The following is a 24856-nucleotide window of genomic DNA, read 5'->3' as shown; positions in this document are numbered from 1 at the left end:
GAGGCAATCCTCGTGCGTGTTCCAATGAACCACGTTCGTTGTGGCCTATGACGAAATAGGCACTCACAAAGCATCGCACTATTCAACGATTCAACGATTCAACCATTCAACGACTCAATGCAGCGTGCTATTCACCTGCGGCGACATCGCCTGCAGCAAGCCTTCCAGCGTCAACTGCCGGGCAGCCAGCTGACACATTTTCGCGGCCTGCAGAAATGCCTCCGGAGCCAGGCGGACAGTCACAGCGCCCACGGAGAGATGTACTGTTCCGCAGGCACACAAGGTAACGCCGCCGAGGCCTTCGGCCTCGGCCAGCATCATGCGCTCTTCACTGGCAGCACAGGCCATCGCTACACTCCTCGCTTGGCGTAGTACTCCGCCACCTGTCTCAGGTTGAACTCGAAAGGGACATGTTCATTGCCAGGCACTGACAGTACCGTGCCATGGGTGGTGACACCTTCAGCAGCGAACTGCAGATAACTCGGCAGGCCCAGCCGGGGATTGGTGCGGGAGGTCCCAGTCATCTCACCACCGGCCTTCTCTGTCAGGCGGATGAAGTCGCCAACGCGCAGAACATAGCTGCCGATTGTCACGCGTTGGCCATTGACCAGCACGTGTCCATGGCTGACGAGTTGACGGGCCTGCGCGATCGAGCGTGCAAATCCCAACCTGAAGACAACGTTGTCCAGACGCCGCTCCAACAGACCGATCAGAGCCTCGGCCCAGTTGCCATTCTGCTGCACCCGTTTGGCAACGCGGACAAAGCGGCGAAGCTGCTCCTCGCGCAGACCATAGTGGAAGATCAGCTTCTGCTTCTCCCGCAGCTGCGCCCCAAACTCTGACAACTTCGGCTTACGCTCGCGGCCGTGCTGGCCTGGCGGATAGTTCCTCTTTTCGAGCGCGCCGGGCTTCCCCAAACCAGGCAGTTCCAGCCCCAGCGCACGCTGCATCTTCCACTTTGTCCGATGGCCCATACCGTTGAGGACCCCTCCTGATACCAAGAAATCGTCGAGGGTCCCTCAACCGTCGACAGAACTAAGACTAAACAAGTCCTATATTGATCTCCACGGACACACATCGAACTGCGAGAAAAAGCGCCTGAAAGGTATAGACCCCGCCCTGAGGCGAGGTCTGAGAGCATTTCCCTGTTGCTGGGTAGCCCGGAGGTAGCGTGCAGCGGCGTTTTCATTGCGGAAAACGCCCATGGAGCATTTCTCCTAATGGTGTAGAGCGGAGTTTTCGCTGTTTGCGCCGTTTTCCGCGAAGAAAACGGCATTCGCAGATTTTTCCAAGGCTACAGTATTAGGAGAAATGCTCTAGATGCGGAAGCCCTACTCTACACCTACAGCGAAAATGCTCTGACCAGGTCTTGCGGCGTATGGAATCGTTATTTCCCGTTCTGTGTCGACCGGATGAACTCGGCGGTGTCGTCGTGGAAGCGCTTCATAATCGACTCGTTCAGATAGACCATGTGCCCGGACTCGTAGAAGTGGTAGCTGATGTTCTTTTCGAGCGATGCCGGAATCTGCAGGTGCTTCATCTCGTACTCGGCCCCGAAGTAGAGGGTTCCGAGATCGAAATAGCCGCCCAGCAGCATGACCTTCATCCTGGGATTACCCTTCATGCAGTTAGCCAAGTCTGTCATCACATTGGTGCTTCGACCGAAGTTGGCAAACCCCTTGCGCATATCCCAGTCAAAGCCTGGGTCACCGTAAGCACCTGGCTTGTAGGTCATCTGGTCGCCATACTTTAACGTCTCGCGAGTGTAGCTGTTGATGGCGGTGGTGTAGGCCGAAGTGATGGCCTGCCCCTGTGGATCGTACTCCGCCTCCGAAGCCAGCGGATCGATATCAGGAGCCGCATAGCGCGAGTCCAGACGGCCGGTCGTCAGACCATCGCCAAGCTGCAGCATCTTGGAAAATCCACCGCCGTTGACGCGAAGATCGGCACGCAGCAGATAGTCGACCGGCAGCCCCGTGTAGCCGTGCAATTTTTCGGCGACAGCGCGCTTGTCCGTGTCATCCAGGTCGGCTCCCTTCGCCAGCGCCAGCAGATAGTCTGTCGTTGCGAAGTGCTCCACCTCACGCAGGAAGGGCTCCAGCGCCGCGCCCTGGCTGGGCAGCTTGTGGTGATAGAACGCTGTCGCCGCCATGCTGGGCAGCGACAGCACATAGGCCATATCGCTGCCGGGTCCGGAACGCGATCCGTCGGCCGAGTCGGCAAAGTTCAGAATCTGGCTCAGCAGGATCACACCGTTCAGATCGACGCCGCTGTTCTGCAGCATGTTCGAAAGCACCGCCGAACGGGTCGTGCCGTAGCTCTCGCCGAAGAGATACTTCGGCGAATTCCAACGCGAATACTTGGTCAGAAAACGCCGGACAAAACGATCGAAGGCATGGGCGTCCTGATCGATGCCCCAGAAGGCCTTCTCCTTATCCTTGCCGAAGAGACGACTGAAACCCGCACCGGGCATGTCGATGAAAACCACATCGGAGACGTCGAGCAGCGAATAGGTATTCTCCGTGATCTTGTACGGCGCTGCCGGGTCGTGATGCGTGTCGTTGGTGATGACACGCTTCGGTCCGAACGAGCCCATATGCAACCACATCGTCGAGCTGCCCGGACCGCCGTTGTAGAGGAAGGTCACCGGCCGCTCCTCGGCCTTCGCTCCTTTCTTGAAATAAGCCGTGTAGAAGATGCGGGCAGTCGCCGGAGCCTCCTCCGGCTTTTCGAGATTGATGTGAGCTTCAGGCAGCCAACTTCCATCGAGCGAGATCTGCGCGTCATGCGCATCATCGGCAGCCACAGTCAGTGTTCCGGCAACCGCTCTGTAGTCGACCCGCTGACCATTGGCGGTGACCGAACCTTCGGTCTCGGAATCAGGCTTCGGAGCGGCGGGCATAGCAGCGGCGGGGGCGGGGGCAGGAACCTTCGGCGGCTCTTCCTTCTGTTGCGCAAAACAGGAAGCCGTTGCAAATGCCAGAAAAACAAGCTTCTTCATCGTGATGTTTAAACCTCGGCTCATACAGGACGGGGGATTTCGTTCTTGCAACAGGTTACAGGCAAAAAAATAGGCCCCACATACGTGAGGCCTCGCTCAAGGATTTGTCGGTGCCTGGATTGTTGTGACACTTGGATTGCTAACCATACTTGCCTCCGCCGGACTCTCCCTAAGGGCCCGGAATCTGCATCGTTAGCTAGCCTAATTGCCCCAAACAATGGAACCGTACAACATATTGTGTTGTCTATGCAGATAAGTCAAGCAAAATTTCTCTGGAGCATTTTCCCTGTGGGTGTAATGCGGAGCTCCCACACCTATGGGCGTTTTCCGCAATGAAAACGCCGCTGCACGTCCCTTCCGGGATACCCAGCAACAGGGAAAATGCTCTAAATGGGAACGAATCTCCGGAAGTCGCCGTATCCTTCCATCACTATGAAAACCTCCGTCTGCCTGCTCACTCTCGTATCTGCGACTGCGCTGCTCGCCACCGGCTGCCGCGTCTCCTCCAGTGGCGAGTCCGGCAACAAGGATGTTCGTGTCGCCACCCCTTTTGGAGGACTGCAGGTCAAGACCGACCCGGAGAAGGTGATCAGCGGTCTCGGCCTGCCCGTCTATCCCGGCGCCTCCCTCGAACTGAAACAGAAGGACGGCAAAGAAGAACCCGATGCAGCCGACTTCAATATGGGTTTCGGGGACTTCCGCATCCATGTGAAGGCGGTGACCTACACCACCTCCGACTCAGCCGACAAGGTTGAGGCGTACTACCGCAAGGCGCTTGCAGCCTATGGCGACGTCATCGCCTGCAAGGACAGCAAGCCGATCGGAACGCCCACCCGCACCGGCCAGGGCCTGACCTGCGATGAGAAGGATGGCCACGTCAACGTAAACGGCAAGGGAACGGATTCCGTCAAGGGCGACCTGGACCTGCGGGCCGGTTCGAAGCAGCATCAACACATCGTCGGTATTGAGAAGAAAGGCGATGTCACCCGCTTCGGTCTTGTGGCGCTCGATCTGCCAGGCAAAATCAGCTTCGACGACAACGACAAGGACAAGGAAAAACAGGCCAACTAGCGACTCGAGATAGCCCATACACCGGGTGCCCCATTCACGCAAAAGCGTGAGTGGGACATTCGGGCGAAGCTCGAACCGGGTGGGAGCCATCCTCTGGACGTAGGTTGAACGGATATCTCGATATGCTTACCGCCTCGTCCGCTGGCCGATATGCGGAATACATGCAAAATCCATATAGTGGCACCGTTAAGGCCGACGACGACCCCGGTGCCATTGTGGAAAGCTTTCGACTTCCGGCCGTAACCTCTCCGGTTGCCTGCGGACTGTGGGCCACGTATCATTCGAGGGCAGAATGAGCGAGTCAAAGCCGAAACCCACCCTCCGCGAAAAGGGCAGACTGATGTCTGCTTCAGAGATTGAGCGCACCCTGGTGCGTCTGGCACACGAGATTGTCGAAAAGAACAATGGCGCGGCCAACCTGGGTCTGGTCGGCATCAAACGCCGTGGCGTTCCTTTGGCCGCGCGTCTGGCGAAACTGATCGGAGCGATTGAAAAGACCACGGTCGACACCGGCGTTCTCGACATCAGCTTCTACCGCGATGACCTGTCGACCTCGGGAACGCGGCCGACGGTGACTCCCGGCGCGATCGGTTTCGACGTCAACGACCGCGATATCATTCTGATGGACGACGTGCTCTACACCGGCCGTACCATCCGCGCCGCGCTCGATGCCCTGTTTGACCACGGACGTCCCCGCTCGGTACAACTTCTGGTGCTGATTGATCGCGGCTGGCGCGAACTGCCCATCGAAGCGCAGTTCATCGGCCGTAAGGTCCAAACGACTGACCGCGAAATTATTGAAGTGAAGTTCAACGAAGTCGACCAGCAGGAGCAGGTTCTGCTCGTGGAGCGAGTCGACTAACCCAGGTTTTCCCGTGTTACCTCCTGATGTCACCTGCCACTAAGTCCGCCGCTAAATCTGCGCCGAAGTCTGTGCCTAAAAAGGCTGCAGCTCAGGCGCCGCAGCCGAAGGCTACGACACCACCAGCCGACGGCATTCACCCTGGCAGCCTGCTCTCCATCACGCAGCTTTCGCTCGAAGAGGTCAGCAATATTCTTGCGCTCGCCGAACGCCTGGCCGCCGAACCGCTGAGCAAGCACGCGACCCTGCTGGAAAACCGCAAGCTCGCGCTGCTGTTCTACGAGAGCAGCACGCGCACCCGCACCAGCTTTGAGCTTGCAGCAAAGTCCCTCGGCGCAATGACCACTCTGGTCAGCGACAAGTCCTCCTCCATTGAGAAGGGCGAGAGCCTGAAAGACACCGGGCTGACGCTGCGCGCCCTGGGAGCGGAGTGCATCATCCTGCGCCACAACGCCTCCGGCTCACCTTATCTGCTGGCGAAACATACCGGCCTGCCGGTGCTGAATGCGGGCGATGGCATGCACGAGCATCCTTCGCAGGCGCTGCTGGATCTTCGCACCATCCTCAGCCGCCTGGGGAAGAAGCAGGCCGTCACCGAGACGACGCTCGACGGCATTACCGTCTGCATCACCGGCGACATCCTGCACTCGCGCGTAGCCCGTTCGAATGCGCTGCTGCTGCCGCGTCTGGGAGCAAAGGTCATTCTCTGCGGACCGCAGCAGTTGCTTCCTCCGGAAGCCGTTGATCTGTCCTCCGGGATCACCCTGGAGCGCGATTTCGATAAAGCGCTGCAGCAGTCGCAGGTCGCCATGATGCTTCGTATCCAGAAGGAACGGCTGGCGGGCATGCAGATTGACCTAGCCGACTACCAGAAGCAGTACCAGCTCAACGAAGATCGCTACTTCAAACACGCACCCAACGCTGTGGTCATGCATCCCGGACCGATGATCCGTGGGCTGGAGATCACGGCCGATATCGCCGACGGTCCAAGCTCCGCCATTGAGGAACAGGTCCGCAACGGTCTCGCCATCCGCATGGCGCTTCTCGTACGCGCGTTGAACGGAGGCGCCGCATGAAATCGATTCTGATCAAAGGCGGCCATCTGATTGATCCGCCATCGCGCACCGATCGTCCGCGCGATCTGCTCATTCACGACAATAAGATTGTTGAACTCGGCGATCCGGGCAAGCTCAATGCCACGGCCAAGAAAGAAGGCGCTGAAGTCATCGACGCCAGCGGCCTGATCGTCGCGCCGGGATTGGTCGACATCCACGTCCACCTGCGTGAACCGGGACAGAGTCACAAGGAGACCATCGAGTCCGGCACCAAAGCCGGAGCGATGGGTGGATTCACCGCCCTATGCTGCATGCCTAATACCTCTCCGGTAAACGATTCGCCAGAGATCACCCGCTGGATGCTCTCGCCAGAACGCAACGCTGTTATTCGCGTCTTCCCCGTGGCAGCCGCAACCCGCGGCAGCATGGGCGAGGCTATTACGGAGTACGGCTCGCTGAAAGCTGCCGGCGCCGTCGGCGTCTCCGACGATGGCAAACCGGTCCTGCAGGACGCCGTCATGCACCAGGCACTCATCGCTGCCGCACGCGCCGGCGTGCCAATGATTCAGCATGCGGAGAACACCAAGATCACCGTGGGCGCCAGCATGAACGCCGGCGCACGCGCCTTCCGCCTTGGCCTGCGCGGCATGTCGGTGGAAGCAGAGTCCGGCATTGTGGAGCGCGACATTCGCCTGGTCCGCGAGCTGACAACCTCGGGCAAAGGTCCACGTCCACATCTGCACGTTCAGCATGTGTCCACGGCGAAAGCGATGGAGGCCATCCGTCACGCCAAACGCGCGGGCCTGCATGTGACCTGCGAGGTAGCGCCGCATCACTTCATGCTGACCGATGAGGCAGTCGAGGGCTACAACACGCACGCGAAGATGAATCCTCCGTTGCGTAGCGAAGCCGATCGAGCAGCGATGGTGACAGCACTGCTGGACGGCACAGCCGACTGCATTGCAACCGATCACGCTCCGCACGCCGTGCATGAGAAAGAGCAGGAGTTCGAGAAGGCTCCGAACGGCATCACCGGTCTGGAGACATCACTCTCACTTTCGATCAAGATGCTGCATCATCAGCACCGTATGCCGTTACTGCGGCTGATCCACCTGTTGAGCACCGCGCCTGCCCACATCATGGGCCTCCGCGGACGTGGAACCCTGGCGCCTGAAGCCTTCGCCGATGTCGTGCTCTTCGATCCGAAGTCGACCTGGACCTTCAACGCCCGCAACTCTCCCTCGAAGTCACGCAACACGCCCTTCGATGGACACACCTTGCCGGGCGTGGTGAAGATGACAATCTCGGAGGGACGGATCGTTTACAAAGCGTAGTTGAATAGTGGAATGGCTGAATAGTTGAATGGTAAAAGCCCGGTGAATGCCGGGCTTTTTGCTTTGAGAGCATCAACCCGTTAACAAAAGTTCAGAACCGGCCCGACCGTTTGGCGACTAAACTATTCAACCATTCCACTATTCAACGACTTCCCACGACTTACAACTTGTAACTGCCGTTCACGCATCGAATTACTCGAACCGACCTCGCGCCTCCCCTCCCACTGGCGCGATCAGAAACGAGGACGATCGATGTTTCTCCCCTGGAAGACAATTTCATCTACCGCTGCGGCCCTGTTGTTGTGCGGTGCGCTTGCGGGTTGCAAGTCTGCGGATGAAAAAGCGCTGGAACAAGCGAAACAACAGGCTACAGCTACCGGCCAACCGCAGCAGGTAGTGACCAATGATGGTAAGGGCAATATCGTCACAACGACGGTGCAACCGCCCGATCCGCAAACCCATCAGCAGACCATTACGCAGACCACCGCTCCGGCGCCCGCTGGCAGCACTCCCGGCACTACCAGCACGGCAGCAGCTCCGATGGCGGCTCCCGGCTCGGCGTCCGGCGCCGCTCCCATGAGTCCCGTCGCACCTGAGCCGAATAAGCCTATCGTGAAGCCGGCCGATGTTCGGATTCCCGCCGGAACCAATATGGCGATCCGCATTAATCAGCACATCAGTGTGAAGACTACGCCCGCAGGCTCTCGCTTCACCGGCGAGATCGCCGAACCTATCGCAGTGAATGATCGCGTGATCGTGCCGCGCGGCACACCGGTAGGCGGCGTTGTCGAGGAGTCGCACAAGCGCGGTCACTTCAAGGGCGCATCCATCCTGCAGCTTCGCCTCACCACCATGACCCTGAACGGCACTGAGTATCCGCTGGAAACCGGCACCTTTACCCGCACCAAGAAGGGCAAAGGCAAGCGTAGCGCCGCCTGGATCGGCGGTGGTACCGGCGCAGGTATGCTGATCGGCGGCCTGGCCACCGGTGGTGTTGGCCTCCTGGTCGGCGGCCTCTCGGGCGCCGGCGCAGGCACAGCTGTCGCTGGCCTGACCGGCAACAAGGACATCGACTTACCTGCCGAGTCGCTTGTCCGTTTCCGCCTGGCTGACGACCTCAGCGTCGTCCCCCCGGCAAACAACACCGCGGCCTCACAGCAGTAGAGTATTTTCCCTGTTGCTGGGTATCCCGAGAGAGGAGTGCAGCGGCGTTTTCATTGCGGAAAACGCCAATAGACGCGGAAGCCCTACGCTACACCCACAGGGAAAATACTCCAGCACAGACAAACAGCTAGCCTCCCTTAGCGGACGTCCCCCGGCGTCCGCTCTTTTTTTTGAATAACCAAATGATTGAAGAATTGAAGAAGGCCTGCGCGTAGCGTCATTCAATCATTCAATTCTTCCGTTATTCAATCATCATTCAACCTCCCAGTTGACAATCTCCTCACTCCAAGCAATACTCAACCACATGGTTGAACGAGAAGCGAAACTCGACCGGGTCTTTCATGCACTCTCCGACGGCACACGACGTAAGATGCTGCGCCGGCTGACGGGTGGGGAGCACTCGGTCGGTGAACTGGCTGCCGGCTTCGAGATGTCGTTCGCTGCCGGAGCCAAGCATGTGAAGGTGCTGGAGAACGCAGGTCTGGTGCGGAGGCGCATTATGGGCCGTGTGCACCTGTGCCGTCTTGAGGCACGGCAACTGAAAAAGGCGGACGAGTGGTTACGCTTCTATGAACGTTTCTGGAGCGACAGCCTGGATCGTCTGGAGATGCTGCTGGAACAGGACGCAGCAGCGGATGCGAGATCGAAAGGAGAGAAATAGTGAAGCAGGCAACCATCATCGACAAGCGCGCAGTGCGCGTCAATGCAGACACCTTCCGCTTCGAACGTCTGTTCCCCGGCCCCATCGAACGTGTGTGGGAGTACCTGGCAGACGGCGAGAAGCGCGGCAAGTGGCTGGCGAAGGGAGACGCGGGAACCTCGGTCGGCGAAGAGTTCCAGATGCGCTTCAAACACGCGGAACTGACGCCTGATCCGGGCGTGATTCCTGAACGTTTCAAACAATATGAAAACGGTCTCACCAGCACACACAAAGTCACCGTGTGGGAGCCTCCGCGCCGTTTCGGTATGAGCTGGGGAGGAGGCGAAGAGCCATCCGAGGTCATCTTCGAGCTCACGCCCGAGGGCAAGAAGGTCCGCTTTGTCCTGACACACCGCCGCGTCTCCGACGCGAGTCAGGCGGAAGGATTCACCAAGGGCTGGCACACGCATCTGGAGGTACTGGAAGGTGTGCTGGAGGAGAAGCCGTTGGAGCCCTTCTGGGACATCTACCGCAATACCGAAGCACTTTACGAAACAGCAGAATAGCGAACGGGCCTCATTGGGGAGCGCCTCAGCGAGGCCCATTTTTCGTTGCGCCCTCTACAATCAAAGAGACAGCTTTTTTGAGAGTAGAGGACCCACCCCAGCAATGGCTTTGAACTGTGGCATCGTCGGCCTGCCGAACGTCGGCAAGAGCACGATCTTCAACGCGCTGACCTCGGCCAAGGCGATGGCCGCCAACTATCCGTTCTGCACCATCGAACCCAACGTAGGCGTTGTGGTCGTTCCCGATCCCCGTCTCGACAAGATCACCAACTTCGTGAAGCCGGCCAAGACCGTGCCCACGACGATGGAGTTCGTCGATATCGCCGGTCTGGTCGCGGGCGCCAGCAAAGGCGAAGGCCTCGGCAACCAGTTCCTCGGCCACATCCGCTCCACCGATGCTGTTGCGCACGTCGTCCGCTGCTTTACTGATGACAATGTCGTCCACGTTGCCGGCGGCGTTAATCCGCTCAGCGATATCGATGTCATCAACACCGAGCTTCTGCTCGCCGACCTCGAATCCGTCGAGAAGCGGCTGGTGAAGACCGAAAAGGTTGCCAAGAACTCGCAAGACGCCAAGGTGAAGAGCGAGCTCTCCGCGCTGAAGAAGCTGCAGGCCGTGCTTGGCGAGGGCAAGCCCGCGCGCGTTGCCGACCTCACGGAAGACGAACTGATCGCCAGCCGCGAGCTCTTCCTCATCACCCAGAAGCCCATGCTCTACGTCGCCAACGTCGACGAGGCCGGACTGACCGAAGGCAATGAGTGGACAGCACAGGTGGAGAAGCGCGCCGCCGAAGACGGCAGCGAGGTCGTGCGTATCTGCGGCGCGATGGAGAGCGAAATCGCGCTCCTCGATCTGGAAGAGCGCAAGGAGTTCCTCTCCGCTATGGGGCTGGAAGAGCCCGGCCTCAACCGCCTGATCCACGCTGCCTACAAGCTGCTGCATCTGATCACGTACTTCACCGCCGGTGTCACCGAAGTCCGCGCCTGGACCATCAAGCGCGGTACCAAGGCTCCGGGCGCGGCAGGCGTGATCCATTCGGACTTCGAGAAGGGCTTCATCCGCGCCGAGGCTTACCACTGCGACGATCTCTTCGCTCTTGGCAGCGAACAGGCCGTCAAGGAGAAGGGCCTCTACCGCTCGGAAGGCAAGGAGTACGTCGTCAAGGACGGCGACATTCTCTTCTTCAAGTTCAACGTCTAGCTTCAAGACGCGGTCGCGTTTCAATGCAAGAATAGTTTCTATATCCACATCATCTCCGTGGACAAGAGGAACCGTTCCGATGTCGATGACGCGCCGTACCCTGCTTGCATCGGCGCTGGGAGCAGCCGCAACCGCGGCCGCCCCGGTGCTGACTGCCGCCACCACCTCCCGCCGGCCAAACATCCTCTTCATCCTGGCCGATGACATGGGATGGGGCGACCCCGCCGTCTACGGCTCCGCCAAGATCAAAACCCCGAACATCGACCGTCTCGCGGCGCAGGGCATGCGCTTCACGCAGGGCTACGCCGGGGCTCCGGTCTGCGGTCCATCGCGTTGCACGCTGATGACCGGCCTGCACGGCGGCCACGCGCGTGTCCGCGACAACTTCGCTCTCGCGGCGGGCAAGGTTGGCCATAAGGGCAAAGAAGAGATTCGTCGCGCCAGCCTGCTTCCCGAAGACCGCACCGTGGCCGACTACCTGCGCCCGGCGGGCTATCGTACTGGTCTGATGGGCAAATGGCATCTCGATGGCTACGATCCCGAGGCCACGCCGAATCGTCATGGCTTCGAAGAGTTCAAAGGCTGGCTGACGCAGCGCGAAGAGACGCAGGGCTACTGGCCGGCGAAGCGCATGCGCAATGAGGAAGAGATCGAGATCCCCGAAAACGCGAGCGGCCGCCAGGGCCGCTACGACACGGTGATGATCACTGAAGACTCCATCGACTTCATCACGCGGCACAAGGACGAGCCCTTCTTCCTCTACACCGCCTTCGACAGCCCGCATAGTCCCTACACCGCTCCGGACTTCGGGCCTTACGCCGAGGAGAAGGGCTGGTCTGACGATGAGAAGACCTACGCCTCGATGATCTGGTGGATGGATAAGGGCATCGGGCAGATCCTCGACACACTGAAACGTCTGCACCTGGATGAAAACACGGTCATCTTCTTCGCCTCCGACAACGGTCCGCGCTCCGAACCCACACCGGCGCAGACGCGCGTCATCGACTTCTTCGACTCCAACGGCAACCTGACCGGCTACAAGCGCGACATGTACGAGGGAGGCATTCGCGATCCGCTAATTGTTCGCTGGACTGGCCAGATCAAGGCCGGCTCCATCAGCCAGATGCCTGTCTACTTCCCCGACTTCCTGCCCACGGCACTCGACCTCGCCGGAGCTCCATCAGAGCCCACCGACGGCATCAGCATCCGGCCCTATCTGCTGAGCGGACGCACCGGCGAAGACCGTTTCCTCTACTGGGAGTTCTACGAGCCCGTCTACCGCCAGGCCGGACGCCTGGGCAAATGGAAGGCAGTGCGTCTGAAGAAGGGCGCAAAATTGGAACTTTACGATCTGAGCGTCGATCCCTGGGAAAGCAAGAACATCGCCGCCCAGCATCCCGACATCGTCGCCCGTATGGACGAGGAGATGAAGAAGGCCCACCGCGAGTCACCCGAGTACCCGGACAATCCTCCAGCCAACGGAGCCAAAGCGCCCGAATAGCCCAAGCACCGGGTGCCCCATGTCTCGATTCTGGGACGTGGGTATTCGCGCTCCGCGCGAACCGTTTTTGCTTTCGTCAGGAACCGGAATCATCAACATCCCACTACCGTTTTCCAGCGTTCCGGAAGGTTCCGAACCAAGCCCATCCAACTCACGTGGGAAAATAGAGACATTGTGAGCGACGAATTTCCTAGAATCAAACGCCTTCCGCCCTATGTCTTCAACATAACCGGCGAGCTGAAGGCGGCGGCGCGTAAGCGCGGCGAAGACATCATCGACTTCGGCATGGGTAATCCTGACGGCGCGACGCCGCAGCATATTGTCGACAAGATGATCGAGGCGGCGCACAAGACGCGCACGCATCGCTATTCGCTCTCGAAGGGGATTCCCCGTCTGCGCAAAGCCATCTGCAACTGGTATGCGCAGCGCTACAACGTCGAATTCGATCCCGCGACCGAGGCCATCATGACCATCGGCTCGAAGGAGGGCATCGCCCACTTCTGCCTGGCCGTGCTCGACAAGGGTGACACCGTGCTGGTGCCCAACCCCAGCTACCCGATTCACATCTACGGCCCTGTGATCGCAGGAGCCGATGTACTTAGCATTCCCATCACTGACTCGACCGACGAGTTCCTGTCGCGCATTCAGGACGTGATTCCGCGTATGACGCCGCGCCCCAAGGTGCTGATCGTCAACTTCCCTGCCAATCCGACCGCACAGTGCGTCGATCTTCCCTTCTTCGAGAAGCTGGTCTCCATCTGCAGGGAGTACGGTGTGTGGCTGGTGCACGATCTCGCCTACGCCGACATCGCCTTCGACGGTTACACGCCTCCCAGCGTCATGCAGGTGCCCGGAGCCAAAGACATCGCCGTCGAGTTCTTCACGCTTTCGAAGAGCTACAACATGCCCGGCTGGCGCGTTGGCTTTATGGTCGGTAATCAGAAGCTCGTCGGCGCTCTGGCCCGCATCAAGAGCTACTTTGACTACGGCACCTTCACGCCGATCCAGGTCGCCAGCATTCTCGCCCTGGAAGGCCCGCAGGACTGCGTCAAAGCCATCTGCGACAACTACCGCTCACGCCGCGACGTCCTGGTCCACGGCCTGAACAAGCTGGGCTGGCCGGTGGATCTGCCGAAGGCAACGATGTTCGCCTGGGCTCGCATTCCCGAGCAGTATCGCCATCTGAAGTCGCTCGAGTTCTCAAAGCTGATACTCGAACAGGCCAAGGTCGCGGTAAGCCCCGGCATCGGCTTCGGCGAGTACGGCGATGAGTACGTTCGCTTCTCACTGATCGAGAACGAAGAACGGACTCGCCAGGCGCTTCGTGGCATCAAGCACATGTTCTCGAAGCCCATCGGCGACTAAAGAATCTGGCTAATCTTTTACAAGTTGTCATCCTGAGCGTTCGGGGTCCCCGGCGAACTTGTTCGCTGGGGTGATTAGCGAAGGACCTGCTTTTAGACGGAGCCAACGCGACAACCCAAGCACCGCACCCGCTGCCCCATTCTTCGCGGTGTTATCGCGAAGCGTGGGGTTTAGGGTGGGTATCCCGCTATGCGCGACCGTTTTTCCAAACGTCAAACGACATGCGTAGAGAAGCAGATTTCTCCGCTCCGCTGCGAAATGACAAAACAAGGATTCGAAGGTAGCTCCATATGAATGGGCACCCACCTATTCAACCATTCAACAATTCAACAATTCAACTATCGTGGCCGAAGGCCACGTCCTGGCTTTTAAGCCAGCTCCGCCGACACCGCAGGCTCTTCCTTCGCCGGCCGCTGTACATCGCTATGCGCGTAGTACATCTCCGCAATCGCATCGTGCAGCTTCTTTGTGACAGCCTCAGCATCTCTCGTCGTAAGTCCGGTGGTGTCGATCGGATCCCCCACCACCAGCTTCAACGGGCGCGGAGCCAGAGCATACACATGCATCGGCATCAGCTCATGTGTTCCCACCAGGGCCAGCGGAATCAGCGGCACCTGCGCCTTGATCGCCATAAACGCCGCGCCCGACAGCATCGAGCGAATATGGCCGTCCTTACTACGGCCTGCCTCGGGAAACAGCAGGAGCGGCATGCCCGACTTCAGCGTCCCTGTGCCCTTATTCAAACCCGCGATCTGCGAACGCAGGTTTGACTGGTCGATGGGTACCTGGCCAGAACGCGTGAGATGCCATCCAATAAACGGAATCTTGAAGAGATAGTGATTCGCCAGGATGCGGAACTGGAATGGCAGATTGCCAAAGAGCGCCGGTGTATCCATGTAGCTGATGTGGTTTGACGCGTACACTCCCACACGGCCCAGTTTCTCGCGGCCGATGATGGTCATCGGCGAGAACGCGAGCATCAGCAGTGACTTCGCCCACACCTGCGCAATGGCATGCTGCTGCCGCCCGCCCTTATCCCACAACGACGTAATCAACGAGATGATGCCAAAGAACGCGGTGGACGCCACGATCAACGGCGCCAGCAAAACGTATGTCAGAAGCTTCTGTGCGGTGGTCGGTTTCGCCATCGTAGTCAGTTACATCTCTTTCCTCAGAATATGACGCACCTCGCCAATCAAATAAACCGAACCGGTCACAACCACGAGTCCGCCGGCTGGCGTAACGGCGCGAGCCTGCTCCACGGCAGCGGCAACGTCGGGCGCCGTCTCAGCAGGGATATCCAGACGAGCGGCAGCCTGCTTCAGGTCATCGATCAACGCGGCGCGCGGATTCATCATCGGCATCAGCACAATGTGATCCTGCACGCGATCGGCACTTGCATCGAAGAGCGGGAATAGTATCTGCGCAATGCCGTCTACTGCTTTGTCCCGCAGACAGGAGAAGAGCAGCGTGCGCGGCCGCGACTCCGGAAGCTGGCCCAACGCGGAGCGCAGTGTCCATGCGCCGTCAGGGTTATGAGCCACATCCAGCAGGAACTCCACACCGCCGCGGGTCAGCACCTCTAGACGTCCCGGCCATTCTGTCTGGTGAATCCCAGCGGCAATGCTGCCGGCAGTGATCTTCGCAAAGTCATGATGCTCGCGAAGCTCGACTGCGGTGGCAATCGCAAGTGCGAGATTGCGCTGTTGGTGTGCTCCCCCCAAGGGAGCATCGATGATGACATCTTCCCCAAGCACACGCAGGGGATACACATTGCGGAAAGGACTTGTCTGCGCCAGGCCGCGGTCAGGAATATAAGCAGCGGCATTGACGCCACGCACCTCCAGGGGCACCGCGACTTCACCCAGAGCGTAGTTCGCCTCAGGATGCTGCGGCAGCGTGACCATCACGCCGTTCTTGCGCAGAATCCCGGCCTTCTCCTTCGCGATGTGCGTCAGTGTTGGTCCGAGGTAGTCCATGTGATCGAGCCCGAGATCGGTAATCACCGAGACGACGGGTTCGACGATATTCGTCGCATCCAGACGCCCGCCCAGGCCAACCTCCAGCACGGCAATCTCAACCTTCTGCTCCGCGAAGTAGAGGAAGGCGATCGCGGTCATCACCTCAAAGAAGCTGGGAGGATGCGGCAACTCTCCAGCAGCGACCAGACGGTTCGACGTGTCATCCACACGGAAGTAGAGCTGTGCGAAGGTCTCGTCACCAATCAACTCATTGCCAATGCGGATGCGCTCATTGATACGCTCCAGGTGCGGCGAGGTGTAGAGTCCGGCGCGATAACCCGAGGCGGTCAGAACACTGGCCAGCGCCGCCGCCGTCGATCCCTTGCCATTCGTGCCTGCAATCAGCACGGACGGGAAGGTGGTCTGCAGATCGCCCAACTCGGCCATCAACCGGCGCATATAGGCGAGGTCGAACTTGCGGCGGGGCGCACCCGGCTGTGGCGGCGCAAGCTCGTGGCCACGGGCGTAAAGCTGTTCGACGGCAAGCTGGTAGGACATGACGGGCTCCCCCCCTATTTTAGGCGTGCCATCAAACCCCTGATGTCAGCGTTCGATGACACGTCTTATGACCACCTACCACCAAGGTGGAATAGGGAATCCCACCACCGTTCGCGGCCGCTTGCCGAAGTGGAATGTTCACCGGAGCACCTTCGAGAGATTCTGACTCTGGCAGGAGCGGGAAGACGCTCCGCAGAAAAGAGGCACACAGTATGCACGACATCGTCATCGCTATTATTTTTGTTGCCATGGTTCTCGCACCTTGTATCACCGCCGCCCGCTCCGGAGCCGCCAAAGCCGAAGAGAACCTCTAAGACTAAAGATCGCGCACCGTGTGTGCGGCGAAGAAGACCGCAGTCCGAACCTGGATGCGGTCTTTGGTGTTTAAACACGTAGCTTCTTGAGCCTTTTATTTGTCATTTCGCAGAGGGTCCCCGGCCGGCTTTGCTGGCCGGGCAGAGCGACCAGAGGGAGGGGAGAAATCTGCTTCTCCCCCCATACAGTCTCAGTATTCATACACCGCTGCTTCGTGTTTAATCGGCTTCACCCATGAAGATCACCGCCGCAGCGGTCAAGACAGAAGTAGCCCGGCTCGCCGATCCGGCACGCGCCACATTTCTCCAGCGATTCTTCCGCACCGGTAAAGGCGAGTATGCCGAAGGCGATCTCCTGCTCGGCCTCACCGTTCCGCAACAACGTGCCATCGCAAAACACTTCCGCGATCTCCCTCTGCCTGAGATCGAAAAGCTGCTCCGCTCAAAGTTCCACGAACACCGCTTGATTGCCCTGCTCCTGCTCTGCGGCCGCTACGAACGTGCCGACGGAGACAGCGAACAGCGCGAAGAGCTGCACCAGTTCTACCTGGAGCACACCGCCTGGGTGAACAACTGGGATCTGGTCGATACTTCGGCAAGGACCATGGTGGGAGAACACGTTGCTCCGGGACAGTACGGTCTGCTCGACCGTCTCGCGGACTCTGACTCGCTATGGGAACGCCGGATCGCCATCGTCTCCACCTACGCCTCCATCCGCAAAGGAGAGCTTGCGCCTACGTTCCGCATCGCCCGCAGGCTGCTGCATGACCGCCATGACCTCATTCACAAGGCCATCGGCTGGATGTTGCGGGAGGCAGGCAAACAATCTCCCGCGGAACTGCTGGACTTCCTGGAGAAACACTACGCACGTCTGCCACGTACGGCGCTGCGCTACGCTATTGAACGCTTCCCTGAGGAACGCAGGAAACAACTACTGCGCGGAGAGTTCCGAACGTAGACACCGCTACCCTCTCCAGGCCGAGATGATCCGGCCGCCGCTACCCCGCAGCGCCAGGCCGTCCTCTCGTCCGGCAAGATAGCGCGCAGAGAGATCCGGTCCTCCAAGATCCTCAATCTCCCTGAATCCGGCCTCGGTGAGTCGGCCGCTCAACTCCTCTTTGCGGAAGAAGAGCTGGAAGGGCTCGCCCGCCTGGGCCACGCGCGCCGACATCGAGTCCAGCATCATCTGCTCCACCGGCGGCAGCACCTCGCGCGGCTGCGAGTAGTCGAAGACCACGCCCGATCCCGCAGGCCGCTCCGCGATGAAACGCAGAGTCTCGGAAAATCCTCTCTCGGTGAGGTAAGGCACCACTCCCAGCCAGGCAAAGAAAACAGGCTGCGTAAAATCGAACCCGGCCTCGGCGAGTCCCTCCGCCAGCGAATGTTCCTCAAAATCCACGGGAGCGTAGCAAGCATTTTCAGGGACCGGGACACCGGCCTCCGTCAGCAGGCTGCGCTTCCAGACCTGGGTGGCAGGAAAGTCCACCTCGAAGACGCGCAGGCCCGAGAAGGGGTTGCGATAGGCAAAGGTATCGAGGCCCGCGCCCAGCAGCACATACTGCGACAGCCCGCGGGCGACAGCGGCCCCAAGCAGGTCTTCCGCATGGCGACTACGGACCACCATGAACGCGCGGATGGCAGCCGAAAAGGGTTTACGCAGGCCGTCTGGCGTGCGCTTGACCTCGTCCTGCTGCTCCTGAGGAAGAATCCGCAAAGCTACGGGATCCTCCAGAACCAGCGGGCGATCAAAAACCTGGTGCGCCGCGCGCCGCATGGCGACGCGAAGGGCGGTTCTCGATGGAGTTCCCTCAATCATTCCATTTGCATCTTACGAGATATGAAAGTCCCTGCACGTATTGCTCTTCTGCTCGCTGTCTCCCTTATTGCCGGCTGCAACAGTAAATCCGCCGAGACGCCGGAAAACTTCATGACCGGGCTGAACAAATACTGGCCGGAACATCGCCGGGACTGCCTGTTCCCCGCCGGTTGGCGCTTCCCCTACACGACCAGCAATCCCAAGGAGCAGCAACAGCTTGATGCCCTGGTGAAGGTCCTGCTGCTTAAACGCACGAAAGAGGAGAAGCTTGCCTATTACGAGCCGACCGACTACGGCAAAACCGGAGCTCCGCGGTACTGCTATGGCTACCGCGAGGCCAACGCGGTGCTCAGCAATACTCCCCCGGCCGTGAAGGACGGCTTTCGGCAGACAGGTGTCACATATCGCTATCAGATGAAAGATGTTCCGGGATGGGCAAAGTCGGACGACCTGAAAGCGGCCTTCCCACAGCTGGCCAAGGATCTGAGCGGTGAGGCGACCGCAACTACTCCCCTGGCCCAGACGGGGGCAGGATGGCAAGTCGTAGATTAGAGCGAGCCTCAAAAGCCATCAAAGCCGGCATCTCTGCCGGCTTTTCCCTTTTAAACCCTGTATCCCGAAACGAAGTCGCAAAACAGAATCGCGCGTTTTTCCCGGGAACCTGCCTGTTTCCTATGACTTGCAAGAACGAGAGCCAGCACCCGCGAAAGTTACCTCGGTAATCAAAATCCATTCATACTTTCACATGTAATTGATTCTATTGGACTTAGGGATAATCACACGATACTCTCTCGACATCTGGCAAGTCCAGAAAAATTTTTAGCTCGAAATTGAGGTTCTCAACACCATGAAAATTGCCATCCGCACCCTCGCTGTCGCCCTTGCTTTGACCGGAGCCGTTGCTTCCGCCCATACCCGTACCTCCGATGTGAAGCCTTCTCGCGCGACCAGCATTGTTCCAATCCCCGTTTGCCCTCCCGACGATCCGAACGCCTGCGGCATGTAAGAAATCCAATTCGTTGTTTTTTATCAACAAGTTATTTGATTCCCGGAGCCTTAAGAACATGAAAATCGCTATCCGTACTCTCGCCGTTGCTCTCGCTCTTACCGGAGCCGTTGCCTCCGCCCACACCCGCACCGCCGACGTGAAGCCTTCCCGCGCCACCAGCATCGTGCCGATCCCGGTTTGCCCGCCCGACGACCCGAACGCTTGCGGAATGTAAACACGCTTTTGATACAGCGAAACCGAAATTTGAAATCTCCCAGGAGAACCGAGACCCCATGAAGACCGCCATCCGTACCCTCGCCGTCGCCCTTGCCCTCACCGGAGCCGTTGCTTCCGCCCATACCCGCACCACCGATGTGAAGCCTGTCCGTGCCACCAGCATTGTGCCGATCCCCGCTTGCCCGCCCGACGACCCGAACGCTTGCGGAATGTAATGCCAGCGTTGATGCACCAAAAGCTACACCTGAATTTCTGAGATTTCCCAGGAGAAACACCATGAAGACCGCTATCCGTACTTTCGCTGTTGCCCTTGCCCTGACCGGAGCCGTCGCTTCCGCCCACACCCGCACCACCGACGTGAAGCCTGCCCGCGCCACCAGCATTGTGCCGATCCCCGCTTGCCCGCCCGACGACCCGAACGCTTGTGGGATGTAATCCAAAGTGGGATGTAGTCCAAAAGTTGCAGGCGAAATTCATTGATCAGCTCCAGTAGCTGGGGTACAGTTAAAGTCCCGGTAGCTGCAGGAGCCTGTTCATGAACGCAAAATCGGTTATTGAGCTTCTGGAATACGTTGATCCGATTCTCTGCCTAATTACACTCGGCGCTCTGTTCCGCGCGAAGCAGGTGCGGGCGTTCTTCAGCCTGTTTCTCCTGCTTTCCACCAAAGTGATTGCAGATAGCGTTGCGCTGCTGATCTTCGCCCTTTTGGCGAAGGGCGTGGATAAACACATCGCGTATCCGATCTACTTCTACACCTACTGGACTGCCTACGCACTCGAGGCGATTCTGTCCATCCTGGTGATCTATAGCATCTTCAAGCTCGCGATGGAGCCGTTGAAGGGCCTGCAGTCGCTCGGCCTTCTGGTCTTCCGCTGGGCAGCGGCAATCTCCATAGCAGTCGCTATCGGCATGGCCTTTGGCCCGCACATGACCAGCACCAAGTTCATCATCAATGCAGCCAACCAGTTGCAGCGCACCCAGAGCATCCTGACTCTGTGCCTGCTGCTCTTCGTCTGCTTCGCCATCCGTCCGATGGGCCTGTCTCACCGCAGCCGTATCTTCGGTGTCAGCCTTGGCCTGGGCATCCTGTCTACTGTCGAGCTGGTAAACGCCGCCTGGCTCACCAACCAGACCAGCATGTACACGACCATCAGCGTGATCCGTGGATTAGCCATCAGTGCGGCATTCGCCATCTGGGCCGCGTACTTCTTCATCCCCGAGCCGCAGCGCCGCATGATCGTGCTGCCGACGACCTCTCCGTTCCTCAAATGGAATCAGGTTTCGCTGGCTCTGGGGCATGACCCCGGCTATGTCGTCGTAGGCAGCAGCTCACCCGACCTCTTTGCTCCCGCGGAGCTGGAGATCATGCGCCGCGCCGCTGAGAAGACAGTTCCGGTCGCTGCGCTCAACTAACCCATTCCGGTTGAAAATTGTAAAAGGGTCGTCTCCGGACGGCCCTTTTGCTTGACCGCTCTCTGCGATAGGAACAGAATTACACTGTTAGGGACATCTCACTATGACAGCGTATCTGGTACTCTTCGTCGCGGTCTTCAGCCGCCTTCTGCCGCACCTGACTCACTCCGCGGGTATTGGCTTTACTGCCGTCGGCGGCGGCTTGCTCTACTTCGGCGCAAAGCGCAACCGGTGGCACGCCATCGTTGCAACGCTTGCCCTGATGGCGACCGATTACTACCTGACCGTCTATGCCTACGGTTACGCGTTCCACGCTTCGCACTACCTGCCCACCTGGGCCTGGTACGCGGGTGTCTGCCTGATGGCGAACGCGACGCTAGCAAAAAAGCAGAGCTTCCTGCGCGTCACCGGAGCTGTACTGGCCTCGGCCACCAGCTTCTTCGTGATCTCAAACTTCTTTGTCTGGGCATGGTCGAACATGTATGCCAAGAGCCTGAGCGGACTCGCCACTTGCTACGTTGCAGCGATTCCCTTCTACCGCAATGACCTCATCGCGACCGGCCTGATCGCCGGTGCGCTCTTCGGCCTGCCGGCTCTGGTCCGCCAGATGACCGCCGCCCACGAAACCGCCAGCGACAGCCACCTGGCCCACTAAGATCGACACACACTACAAAAGCCCTCGCGTCGGCGAGGCTTTTGTATTTGCATCGGCGCAGCCATTTCGCATCGTAGGTGCGAATGTCTTCTTACGGGGACGGCTTCAGCCGCCGTCCTGTCAGAGGCGCCACGATTCACGGACTTCAGCCCCTGAGGGCAAAGCGGCCCGAAAACTACACCTCGTCGATACGGTCGCCGTGACTCGGCGGCTGGCTGATCATCAGGAAGCGCAGATCTCCCCCACTGCGATTCATCGCCTGATGGCTCTGTCCTGGATGGATCTCAACCCCCTCGCCGGCACGAACCGTGAAGTCGTGGTGCTCGACCTCCATCGTCAGCTCGCCCTCCAGCACATAAGCAAACTGGCGTGAGCGCACATGATGATGCCGCACCTCGCTGGTGCCCGGCGGCATACGTTCTTCAATGACACTCAGGCCATCCTGTTTCACCAGATGCCAGCCGTCACACTGCTTGCCCCAGAGATAATGCTCGGCGCTCTGGCGGCTGATGACCGTCGTCGGGTCGCTTCCAAAATCGTTCATGGACTTAGGGTCTGTCATCCAATTCCTGTCGTCAGCGTTGCGAGCGCAAATTTGTTCATACGAGACGGAGGCCGAAGACTGTGGCGTTCCCACTGCCGAGGCCGACAACGAAGTATGGGCGAATTTGCGCCGCAACCCGAAGGGCCGGGCAGATTTTCCCGATCTCTTCGTCGCTCGTCGTTCCAGTAGATCAGCTACAGTTTCTCTCCTCGCTCCTCGATCTCAAAAAAATCTGCTCCCGGCGCTGACGGCAGGAATTAGATGACAGACCCTTGAGTGTGCCGTCTATCCATCCACAATTCCAGCGAAGAAAAGGAGAATATAATCAGTTTCTGCCATGTCGGCCACGCCCCAATCCGGCGAGTTCCGCATACCGGAGGACCGGTTCGTCTTTCTGCACATCGATCTCAACTCCTTCTTCGCCTCGGTCGAGCAGCAGCTTCATCCGGAGTACCGCAACCGCCCGCTCGCCGTTGTTCCCACCAACTCCGATACCACCGCCTGCATCGCCGCCAGTTATGAGGCCAAGGCCTTCGGCATCAAGACCGGCACCATTGTCGGCGAGGCCAAGCTGAAGTGCCCCGGCATCATCCTCGTCGAAGGTAGTCACACCGAGTACGCGAAGTTCTCCCACGCCATTGCGGAAGCGGTGGAACGCGTATGTCCCGTCTCGCATACACCTTCTATCGATGAGATGGTCTGTCAGTTGATGGGCCGCGAACAGTTGCCGGAGAATGCGCGTCGCATCGCATACGACATCAAGCAGGCGATCTATCAGGATGTCGGCGAGGTGCTGCGCTGCTCCATCGGCATGGCGCCGAACCGCTACCTGGCAAAGATCGCCAGCGACATGCAGAAGCCCGATGGCCTGATCGGCCTGCTCCCCTCGCAGCTGCCGCGCGCCATCGCGCACCTGGACCTGCGTGACCTTCCCGGTGTGGGTGCGCGCACCGAGGCTCGGTTAAATGCGCAGGGTATCCACACCATGCCGCAACTCCTGGCGCTGGATCGGCACGGAATGCATAAGCTCTGGGACTCTGTATGGGGAGACCGCCTTTATCACTGGCTTCGCGGCCACGTCACTGGCGACGACGGGGCGCCCGTGCCGAGCGAAATCCAGAAGTCTCTCGGCCACTCTCACGTTCTTGCGCCGGAACATCGCACCATCCCCGGATCCTGGGCGGTCGCCCACAAGCTGCTGCATAAAGCCGCCATGCGTCTGCGCATGGAGAAGTTCTATGCCGGCTCCATGGCGCTCCACGTCCGTTTTGCATTGAACCGTGAACAGGCAGAGCGCCTGCGGTCAAAACAACATTTCTCCGGTCTGAAACATACCGGCTGGGGAATGGAGGCCCGCTTCCCGGATGCGCAGGATACGCTCACGCTACTGGAAGTCCTGCAGAAGCTCTGGCAGAAGCGGCCGCAGGGACCCGACTTCGAAAAGCCATTCTTCGTCGGTGTCACGCTGGGCCGCCTGCTGCCGGAGTCCCACCACAATCCCGGCCTATTTGCCGATCAGGACCGGCGCTCCCAGCTCTCCACAGCTATCGATCAGATCAACCTGAAACACGGCCACACCACCGTGCATCTGGCCGGCATGATGTCGGCCCGCGACTCCGCACCGACACGCATCGCCTTCACCCAGATTCCGGTGCAATACGGAAGCGAGTGGATGTAGATCATCGTCTCGTGCACAGTAGAGATATGACCCGGTATCGCCTGCTCGTCATTCTGATGACACTTGCCGCCTCCGCGCTCAACGCGCAGACACTAACCTGGCAGCCGCAACACATCGAACAGGGTTCGCCGGTACTGTTCACACTCACGCTCGATCGCCCCGCAACACGCGTCACAGCCACCTGGCTTGGCAAAGAGCTTGGTTTCTTTCCTGCGATCGATAGCCGCACCTGGTACGCCATCGCCGGAGCCGATGTCGAACAGGAGCCGGCATCGTATCCCTTCGCGATCAGTGGCACCTATGCGGGTGGTGCAGCGTTGAACACAACGCAGGAGCTACAGGTAGCCGCAGCGAACTTCCACTCCAGCACACTCTCTGTTGCGAAGGCCTTCATTGCGCCCAGTCCCGCAGCGCAACGGCAGATGGAGCGAGATGCGGCGGCAAAGAAGCGTGCCTTTGCAAGCTCTGCCTCGCAACCGTTGTGGTCCGGCAGCTTTGCCGCTCCGGTTGCCTCCAGGGTCTTCGACAACTTCGGCGACAACCGCGTCTTCAACGGCAAGAAAATCAGCATCCATCGAGGATCAGACTTTCCCGCACGCCCCGGCACTCCTGTCCATGCGCTGAACGCAGGCCGCGTCGTGCTGGCACAACGCATGTTTCTGGAAGGCAACTGCGTCATCATCGATCACGGCAATCGGCTCTTCAGCATCTACATGCACTTCTCGCGCCTGCAGGTGAAGGCAGGAGCGATGGTGAGGAAAGGCCAGCTACTCGGCCTCTCCGGAGCGACAGGACGCGTCACAGGGCCACACCTTCATGTTTCATTACGTTGGAGTGGTGAGAATCTGAGCCCCGCAGCGTTGCTCGCGATGCAGTTGCCGGAAACTGGCGCAATCGAACCTAAAGAGCGCTGAAGGCGCGTTCCATACCA

The 24856-nt window shown here is 59.3% G+C and carries 27 protein-coding genes; 20 read left to right on the top strand and 7 right to left on the bottom strand.

Annotated elements, in window-relative coordinates; all coding sequences use genetic code 11:
- Positions 1-114: 114 nt before the first annotated feature.
- From AB4Y89_RS17680 to AB4Y89_RS17670, 3 genes are all read right to left on the bottom strand, one after another.
- Positions 115-348, bottom strand: coding sequence for a hypothetical protein (locus tag AB4Y89_RS17680; RefSeq protein ID WP_442302262.1), 234 nt, complete (start codon positions 346-348; stop codon positions 115-117).
- 2 nt (positions 349-350) lie between these two features.
- Positions 351-974 carry a 30S ribosomal protein S4 gene (gene rpsD, locus AB4Y89_RS17675; RefSeq protein ID WP_442302261.1) on the bottom strand — a complete coding sequence of 208 codons (624 nt, stop codon included), beginning with the start codon at positions 972-974 and terminating at the stop codon, positions 351-353.
- A 413-nt stretch (positions 975-1387) separates the two neighbouring features.
- Positions 1388-3001: a S10 family peptidase gene (locus tag AB4Y89_RS17670; protein WP_442302260.1), complete on the bottom strand. Its 1614-nt coding sequence runs from the start codon at positions 2999-3001 to the stop codon at positions 1388-1390.
- Positions 3002-3391: 390 nt separating this feature from the next.
- Here AB4Y89_RS17670 and AB4Y89_RS17665 point away from each other — a divergent pair, with 390 nt between their 5' ends.
- The 10 genes from AB4Y89_RS17665 (at position 3392) to alaC (ending at position 13760) form a co-directional block, all read left to right on the top strand.
- Positions 3392-4072, top strand: coding sequence for a hypothetical protein (locus AB4Y89_RS17665; RefSeq protein WP_442302259.1), 681 nt, complete (start codon positions 3392-3394; stop codon positions 4070-4072).
- Between the two features lie 292 nt (positions 4073-4364).
- Positions 4365-4934 (top strand): bifunctional pyr operon transcriptional regulator/uracil phosphoribosyltransferase PyrR, encoded by a 570-nt coding sequence (gene pyrR, locus AB4Y89_RS17660; protein WP_442302258.1) that lies wholly within the window; start codon positions 4365-4367, stop codon positions 4932-4934.
- Positions 4935-4960: 26 nt separating this feature from the next.
- Positions 4961-6010, top strand: coding sequence for an aspartate carbamoyltransferase catalytic subunit (locus AB4Y89_RS17655; protein WP_442302257.1), 1050 nt, complete (start codon positions 4961-4963; stop codon positions 6008-6010).
- Complete coding sequence (locus AB4Y89_RS17650; protein WP_442302256.1) at positions 6007-7323, top strand: dihydroorotase; 1317 nt, start codon at positions 6007-6009, stop codon at positions 7321-7323. Before AB4Y89_RS17655 ends, AB4Y89_RS17650 begins: the two co-directional genes overlap by 4 nt.
- Before the next feature lie 252 nt (positions 7324-7575).
- Entirely contained in the window at positions 7576-8487 is a 912-nt protein-coding gene (locus AB4Y89_RS17645; RefSeq protein WP_442302255.1) for a hypothetical protein, read from the top strand.
- Between the two features lie 304 nt (positions 8488-8791).
- Complete coding sequence (locus AB4Y89_RS17640; RefSeq protein ID WP_442302254.1) at positions 8792-9148, top strand: ArsR/SmtB family transcription factor; 357 nt, start codon at positions 8792-8794, stop codon at positions 9146-9148.
- A complete protein-coding gene (locus AB4Y89_RS17635) occupies positions 9148-9693 on the top strand; it encodes an SRPBCC family protein (protein ID WP_442302253.1) in 546 nt (181 codons plus the stop codon). Before AB4Y89_RS17640 ends, AB4Y89_RS17635 begins: the two co-directional genes overlap by 1 nt.
- Before the next feature lie 103 nt (positions 9694-9796).
- On the top strand, positions 9797-10894 hold the full coding sequence (gene ychF / locus AB4Y89_RS17630) for a redox-regulated ATPase YchF (protein WP_442302252.1): 1098 nt from the start codon (positions 9797-9799) through the stop codon (positions 10892-10894).
- Between the two features lie 85 nt (positions 10895-10979).
- Positions 10980-12395 (top strand): arylsulfatase, encoded by a 1416-nt coding sequence (locus tag AB4Y89_RS17625; RefSeq protein ID WP_442302251.1) that lies wholly within the window; start codon positions 10980-10982, stop codon positions 12393-12395.
- Positions 12396-12569: 174 nt separating this feature from the next.
- Positions 12570-13760, top strand: coding sequence for an alanine transaminase (alaC, locus tag AB4Y89_RS17620; protein ID WP_442302250.1), 1191 nt, complete (start codon positions 12570-12572; stop codon positions 13758-13760).
- A gap of 368 nt (positions 13761-14128) precedes the next feature.
- Here the strand turns inward: alaC and AB4Y89_RS17615 are convergent, their stop codons facing one another.
- Positions 14129-14908: a lysophospholipid acyltransferase family protein gene (locus AB4Y89_RS17615; protein WP_442302249.1), complete on the bottom strand. Its 780-nt coding sequence runs from the start codon at positions 14906-14908 to the stop codon at positions 14129-14131.
- A 9-nt stretch (positions 14909-14917) separates the two neighbouring features.
- Positions 14918-16279 (bottom strand): bifunctional folylpolyglutamate synthase/dihydrofolate synthase, encoded by a 1362-nt coding sequence (locus AB4Y89_RS17610; protein WP_442302248.1) that lies wholly within the window; start codon positions 16277-16279, stop codon positions 14918-14920.
- 549 nt (positions 16280-16828) lie between these two features.
- On the opposite strand from AB4Y89_RS17610, the gene AB4Y89_RS17605 reads away from it, so the two are divergent.
- Positions 16829-17551: a DNA alkylation repair protein gene (locus tag AB4Y89_RS17605; protein ID WP_442302247.1), complete on the top strand. Its 723-nt coding sequence runs from the start codon at positions 16829-16831 to the stop codon at positions 17549-17551.
- A 6-nt stretch (positions 17552-17557) separates the two neighbouring features.
- On the opposite strand, the gene AB4Y89_RS17600 is transcribed toward AB4Y89_RS17605, so the two are convergent.
- The gene (locus AB4Y89_RS17600) at positions 17558-18409 is read right to left on the bottom strand and encodes a class I SAM-dependent methyltransferase (RefSeq protein WP_442302246.1); all 852 of its coding nucleotides are present in this window, start codon (positions 18407-18409) and stop codon (positions 17558-17560) included.
- A 21-nt stretch (positions 18410-18430) separates the two neighbouring features.
- Between AB4Y89_RS17600 and AB4Y89_RS17595 the strand changes: the two genes are divergently transcribed.
- The 7 genes from AB4Y89_RS17595 to AB4Y89_RS17565 all read left to right on the top strand — a co-directional run bounded on the left by AB4Y89_RS17595 (position 18431) and on the right by AB4Y89_RS17565 (position 21703).
- Positions 18431-18961 (top strand): hypothetical protein, encoded by a 531-nt coding sequence (locus AB4Y89_RS17595; RefSeq protein WP_442302245.1) that lies wholly within the window; start codon positions 18431-18433, stop codon positions 18959-18961.
- Between the two features lie 295 nt (positions 18962-19256).
- A complete protein-coding gene (locus AB4Y89_RS17590; protein WP_442302244.1) occupies positions 19257-19415 on the top strand; it encodes a hypothetical protein in 159 nt (52 codons plus the stop codon).
- A gap of 58 nt (positions 19416-19473) precedes the next feature.
- A complete protein-coding gene (locus AB4Y89_RS17585) occupies positions 19474-19632 on the top strand; it encodes a hypothetical protein (protein WP_442302243.1) in 159 nt (52 codons plus the stop codon).
- Between the two features lie 58 nt (positions 19633-19690).
- The gene (locus tag AB4Y89_RS17580; protein ID WP_442302242.1) at positions 19691-19849 is read left to right on the top strand and encodes a hypothetical protein; all 159 of its coding nucleotides are present in this window, start codon (positions 19691-19693) and stop codon (positions 19847-19849) included.
- Positions 19850-19910: 61 nt separating this feature from the next.
- Entirely contained in the window at positions 19911-20069 is a 159-nt protein-coding gene (locus AB4Y89_RS17575) for a hypothetical protein (RefSeq protein WP_442302241.1), read from the top strand.
- 100 nt (positions 20070-20169) lie between these two features.
- Positions 20170-21048 (top strand): hypothetical protein, encoded by an 879-nt coding sequence (locus tag AB4Y89_RS17570; RefSeq protein ID WP_442302240.1) that lies wholly within the window; start codon positions 20170-20172, stop codon positions 21046-21048.
- 103 nt (positions 21049-21151) lie between these two features.
- Complete coding sequence (locus tag AB4Y89_RS17565; RefSeq protein ID WP_442302239.1) at positions 21152-21703, top strand: DUF6580 family putative transport protein; 552 nt, start codon at positions 21152-21154, stop codon at positions 21701-21703.
- 175 nt (positions 21704-21878) lie between these two features.
- Here the strand turns inward: AB4Y89_RS17565 and AB4Y89_RS17560 are convergent, their stop codons facing one another.
- Positions 21879-22265, bottom strand: a complete 387-nt coding sequence (locus AB4Y89_RS17560; RefSeq protein ID WP_442302238.1) for a cupin domain-containing protein — start codon at positions 22263-22265, stop codon at positions 21879-21881.
- A gap of 319 nt (positions 22266-22584) precedes the next feature.
- Between AB4Y89_RS17560 and AB4Y89_RS17555 the strand changes: the two genes are divergently transcribed.
- Together AB4Y89_RS17555 and AB4Y89_RS17550 are read left to right on the top strand one after the other, a co-directional pair.
- Positions 22585-23925: a DNA polymerase Y family protein gene (locus AB4Y89_RS17555; RefSeq protein WP_442302237.1), complete on the top strand. Its 1341-nt coding sequence runs from the start codon at positions 22585-22587 to the stop codon at positions 23923-23925.
- 26 nt (positions 23926-23951) lie between these two features.
- The gene (locus AB4Y89_RS17550; RefSeq protein ID WP_442302236.1) at positions 23952-24839 is read left to right on the top strand and encodes a M23 family metallopeptidase; all 888 of its coding nucleotides are present in this window, start codon (positions 23952-23954) and stop codon (positions 24837-24839) included.
- Positions 24840-24856: the final 17 nt, after the last annotated feature.

Origin of the sequence: Terriglobus sp. 2YAB30_2 (assembly GCF_052114765.1) — a bacterium.
Lineage (GTDB): Bacteria > Acidobacteriota > Terriglobia > Terriglobales > Acidobacteriaceae > Terriglobus.
Note: the sequence above shows the minus strand (reverse complement) of the source record. Positions and strands in the feature narration are given on the sequence as shown.

Bases quoted from the DNA above. Each gene is read 5' to 3' on its own strand.
- pyrR (WP_442302258.1), top strand. From the start codon at position 4,365: ATGAGCGAGTCAAAGCCGAAACCCACCCTCCGCGAAAAGGGCAGACTG.
- AB4Y89_RS17615 (WP_442302249.1), bottom strand. From the start codon at position 14,908: ATGGCGAAACCGACCACCGCACAGAAGCTTCTGACATACGTTTTGCTG.
- AB4Y89_RS17625 (WP_442302251.1), top strand. From the start codon at position 10,980: ATGACGCGCCGTACCCTGCTTGCATCGGCGCTGGGAGCAGCCGCAACC.
- AB4Y89_RS17650 (WP_442302256.1), top strand. From the start codon at position 6,007: ATGAAATCGATTCTGATCAAAGGCGGCCATCTGATTGATCCGCCATCG.
- AB4Y89_RS17560 (WP_442302238.1), bottom strand. From the start codon at position 22,265: ATGACAGACCCTAAGTCCATGAACGATTTTGGAAGCGACCCGACGACG.
- AB4Y89_RS17680 (WP_442302262.1), bottom strand. From the start codon at position 348: ATGGCCTGTGCTGCCAGTGAAGAGCGCATGATGCTGGCCGAGGCCGAA.
- AB4Y89_RS17585 (WP_442302243.1), top strand. From the start codon at position 19,474: ATGAAAATCGCTATCCGTACTCTCGCCGTTGCTCTCGCTCTTACCGGA.
- AB4Y89_RS17645 (WP_442302255.1), top strand. From the start codon at position 7,576: ATGTTTCTCCCCTGGAAGACAATTTCATCTACCGCTGCGGCCCTGTTG.
- AB4Y89_RS17610 (WP_442302248.1), bottom strand. From the start codon at position 16,279: ATGTCCTACCAGCTTGCCGTCGAACAGCTTTACGCCCGTGGCCACGAG.
- ychF (WP_442302252.1), top strand. From the start codon at position 9,797: ATGGCTTTGAACTGTGGCATCGTCGGCCTGCCGAACGTCGGCAAGAGC.
- AB4Y89_RS17605 (WP_442302247.1), top strand. From the start codon at position 16,829: ATGAAGATCACCGCCGCAGCGGTCAAGACAGAAGTAGCCCGGCTCGCC.
- rpsD (WP_442302261.1), bottom strand. From the start codon at position 974: ATGGGCCATCGGACAAAGTGGAAGATGCAGCGTGCGCTGGGGCTGGAA.
- AB4Y89_RS17670 (WP_442302260.1), bottom strand. From the start codon at position 3,001: ATGAAGAAGCTTGTTTTTCTGGCATTTGCAACGGCTTCCTGTTTTGCG.
- AB4Y89_RS17590 (WP_442302244.1), top strand. From the start codon at position 19,257: ATGAAAATTGCCATCCGCACCCTCGCTGTCGCCCTTGCTTTGACCGGA.
- AB4Y89_RS17570 (WP_442302240.1), top strand. From the start codon at position 20,170: ATGAACGCAAAATCGGTTATTGAGCTTCTGGAATACGTTGATCCGATT.
- AB4Y89_RS17655 (WP_442302257.1), top strand. From the start codon at position 4,961: ATGTCACCTGCCACTAAGTCCGCCGCTAAATCTGCGCCGAAGTCTGTG.
- AB4Y89_RS17600 (WP_442302246.1), bottom strand. From the start codon at position 18,409: ATGATTGAGGGAACTCCATCGAGAACCGCCCTTCGCGTCGCCATGCGG.
- AB4Y89_RS17665 (WP_442302259.1), top strand. From the start codon at position 3,392: ATGGGAACGAATCTCCGGAAGTCGCCGTATCCTTCCATCACTATGAAA.
- AB4Y89_RS17580 (WP_442302242.1), top strand. From the start codon at position 19,691: ATGAAGACCGCCATCCGTACCCTCGCCGTCGCCCTTGCCCTCACCGGA.
- AB4Y89_RS17640 (WP_442302254.1), top strand. From the start codon at position 8,792: ATGGTTGAACGAGAAGCGAAACTCGACCGGGTCTTTCATGCACTCTCC.
- AB4Y89_RS17550 (WP_442302236.1), top strand. From the start codon at position 23,952: ATGACCCGGTATCGCCTGCTCGTCATTCTGATGACACTTGCCGCCTCC.
- AB4Y89_RS17575 (WP_442302241.1), top strand. From the start codon at position 19,911: ATGAAGACCGCTATCCGTACTTTCGCTGTTGCCCTTGCCCTGACCGGA.
- AB4Y89_RS17555 (WP_442302237.1), top strand. From the start codon at position 22,585: ATGTCGGCCACGCCCCAATCCGGCGAGTTCCGCATACCGGAGGACCGG.
- AB4Y89_RS17595 (WP_442302245.1), top strand. From the start codon at position 18,431: ATGAAAGTCCCTGCACGTATTGCTCTTCTGCTCGCTGTCTCCCTTATT.
- AB4Y89_RS17565 (WP_442302239.1), top strand. From the start codon at position 21,152: ATGACAGCGTATCTGGTACTCTTCGTCGCGGTCTTCAGCCGCCTTCTG.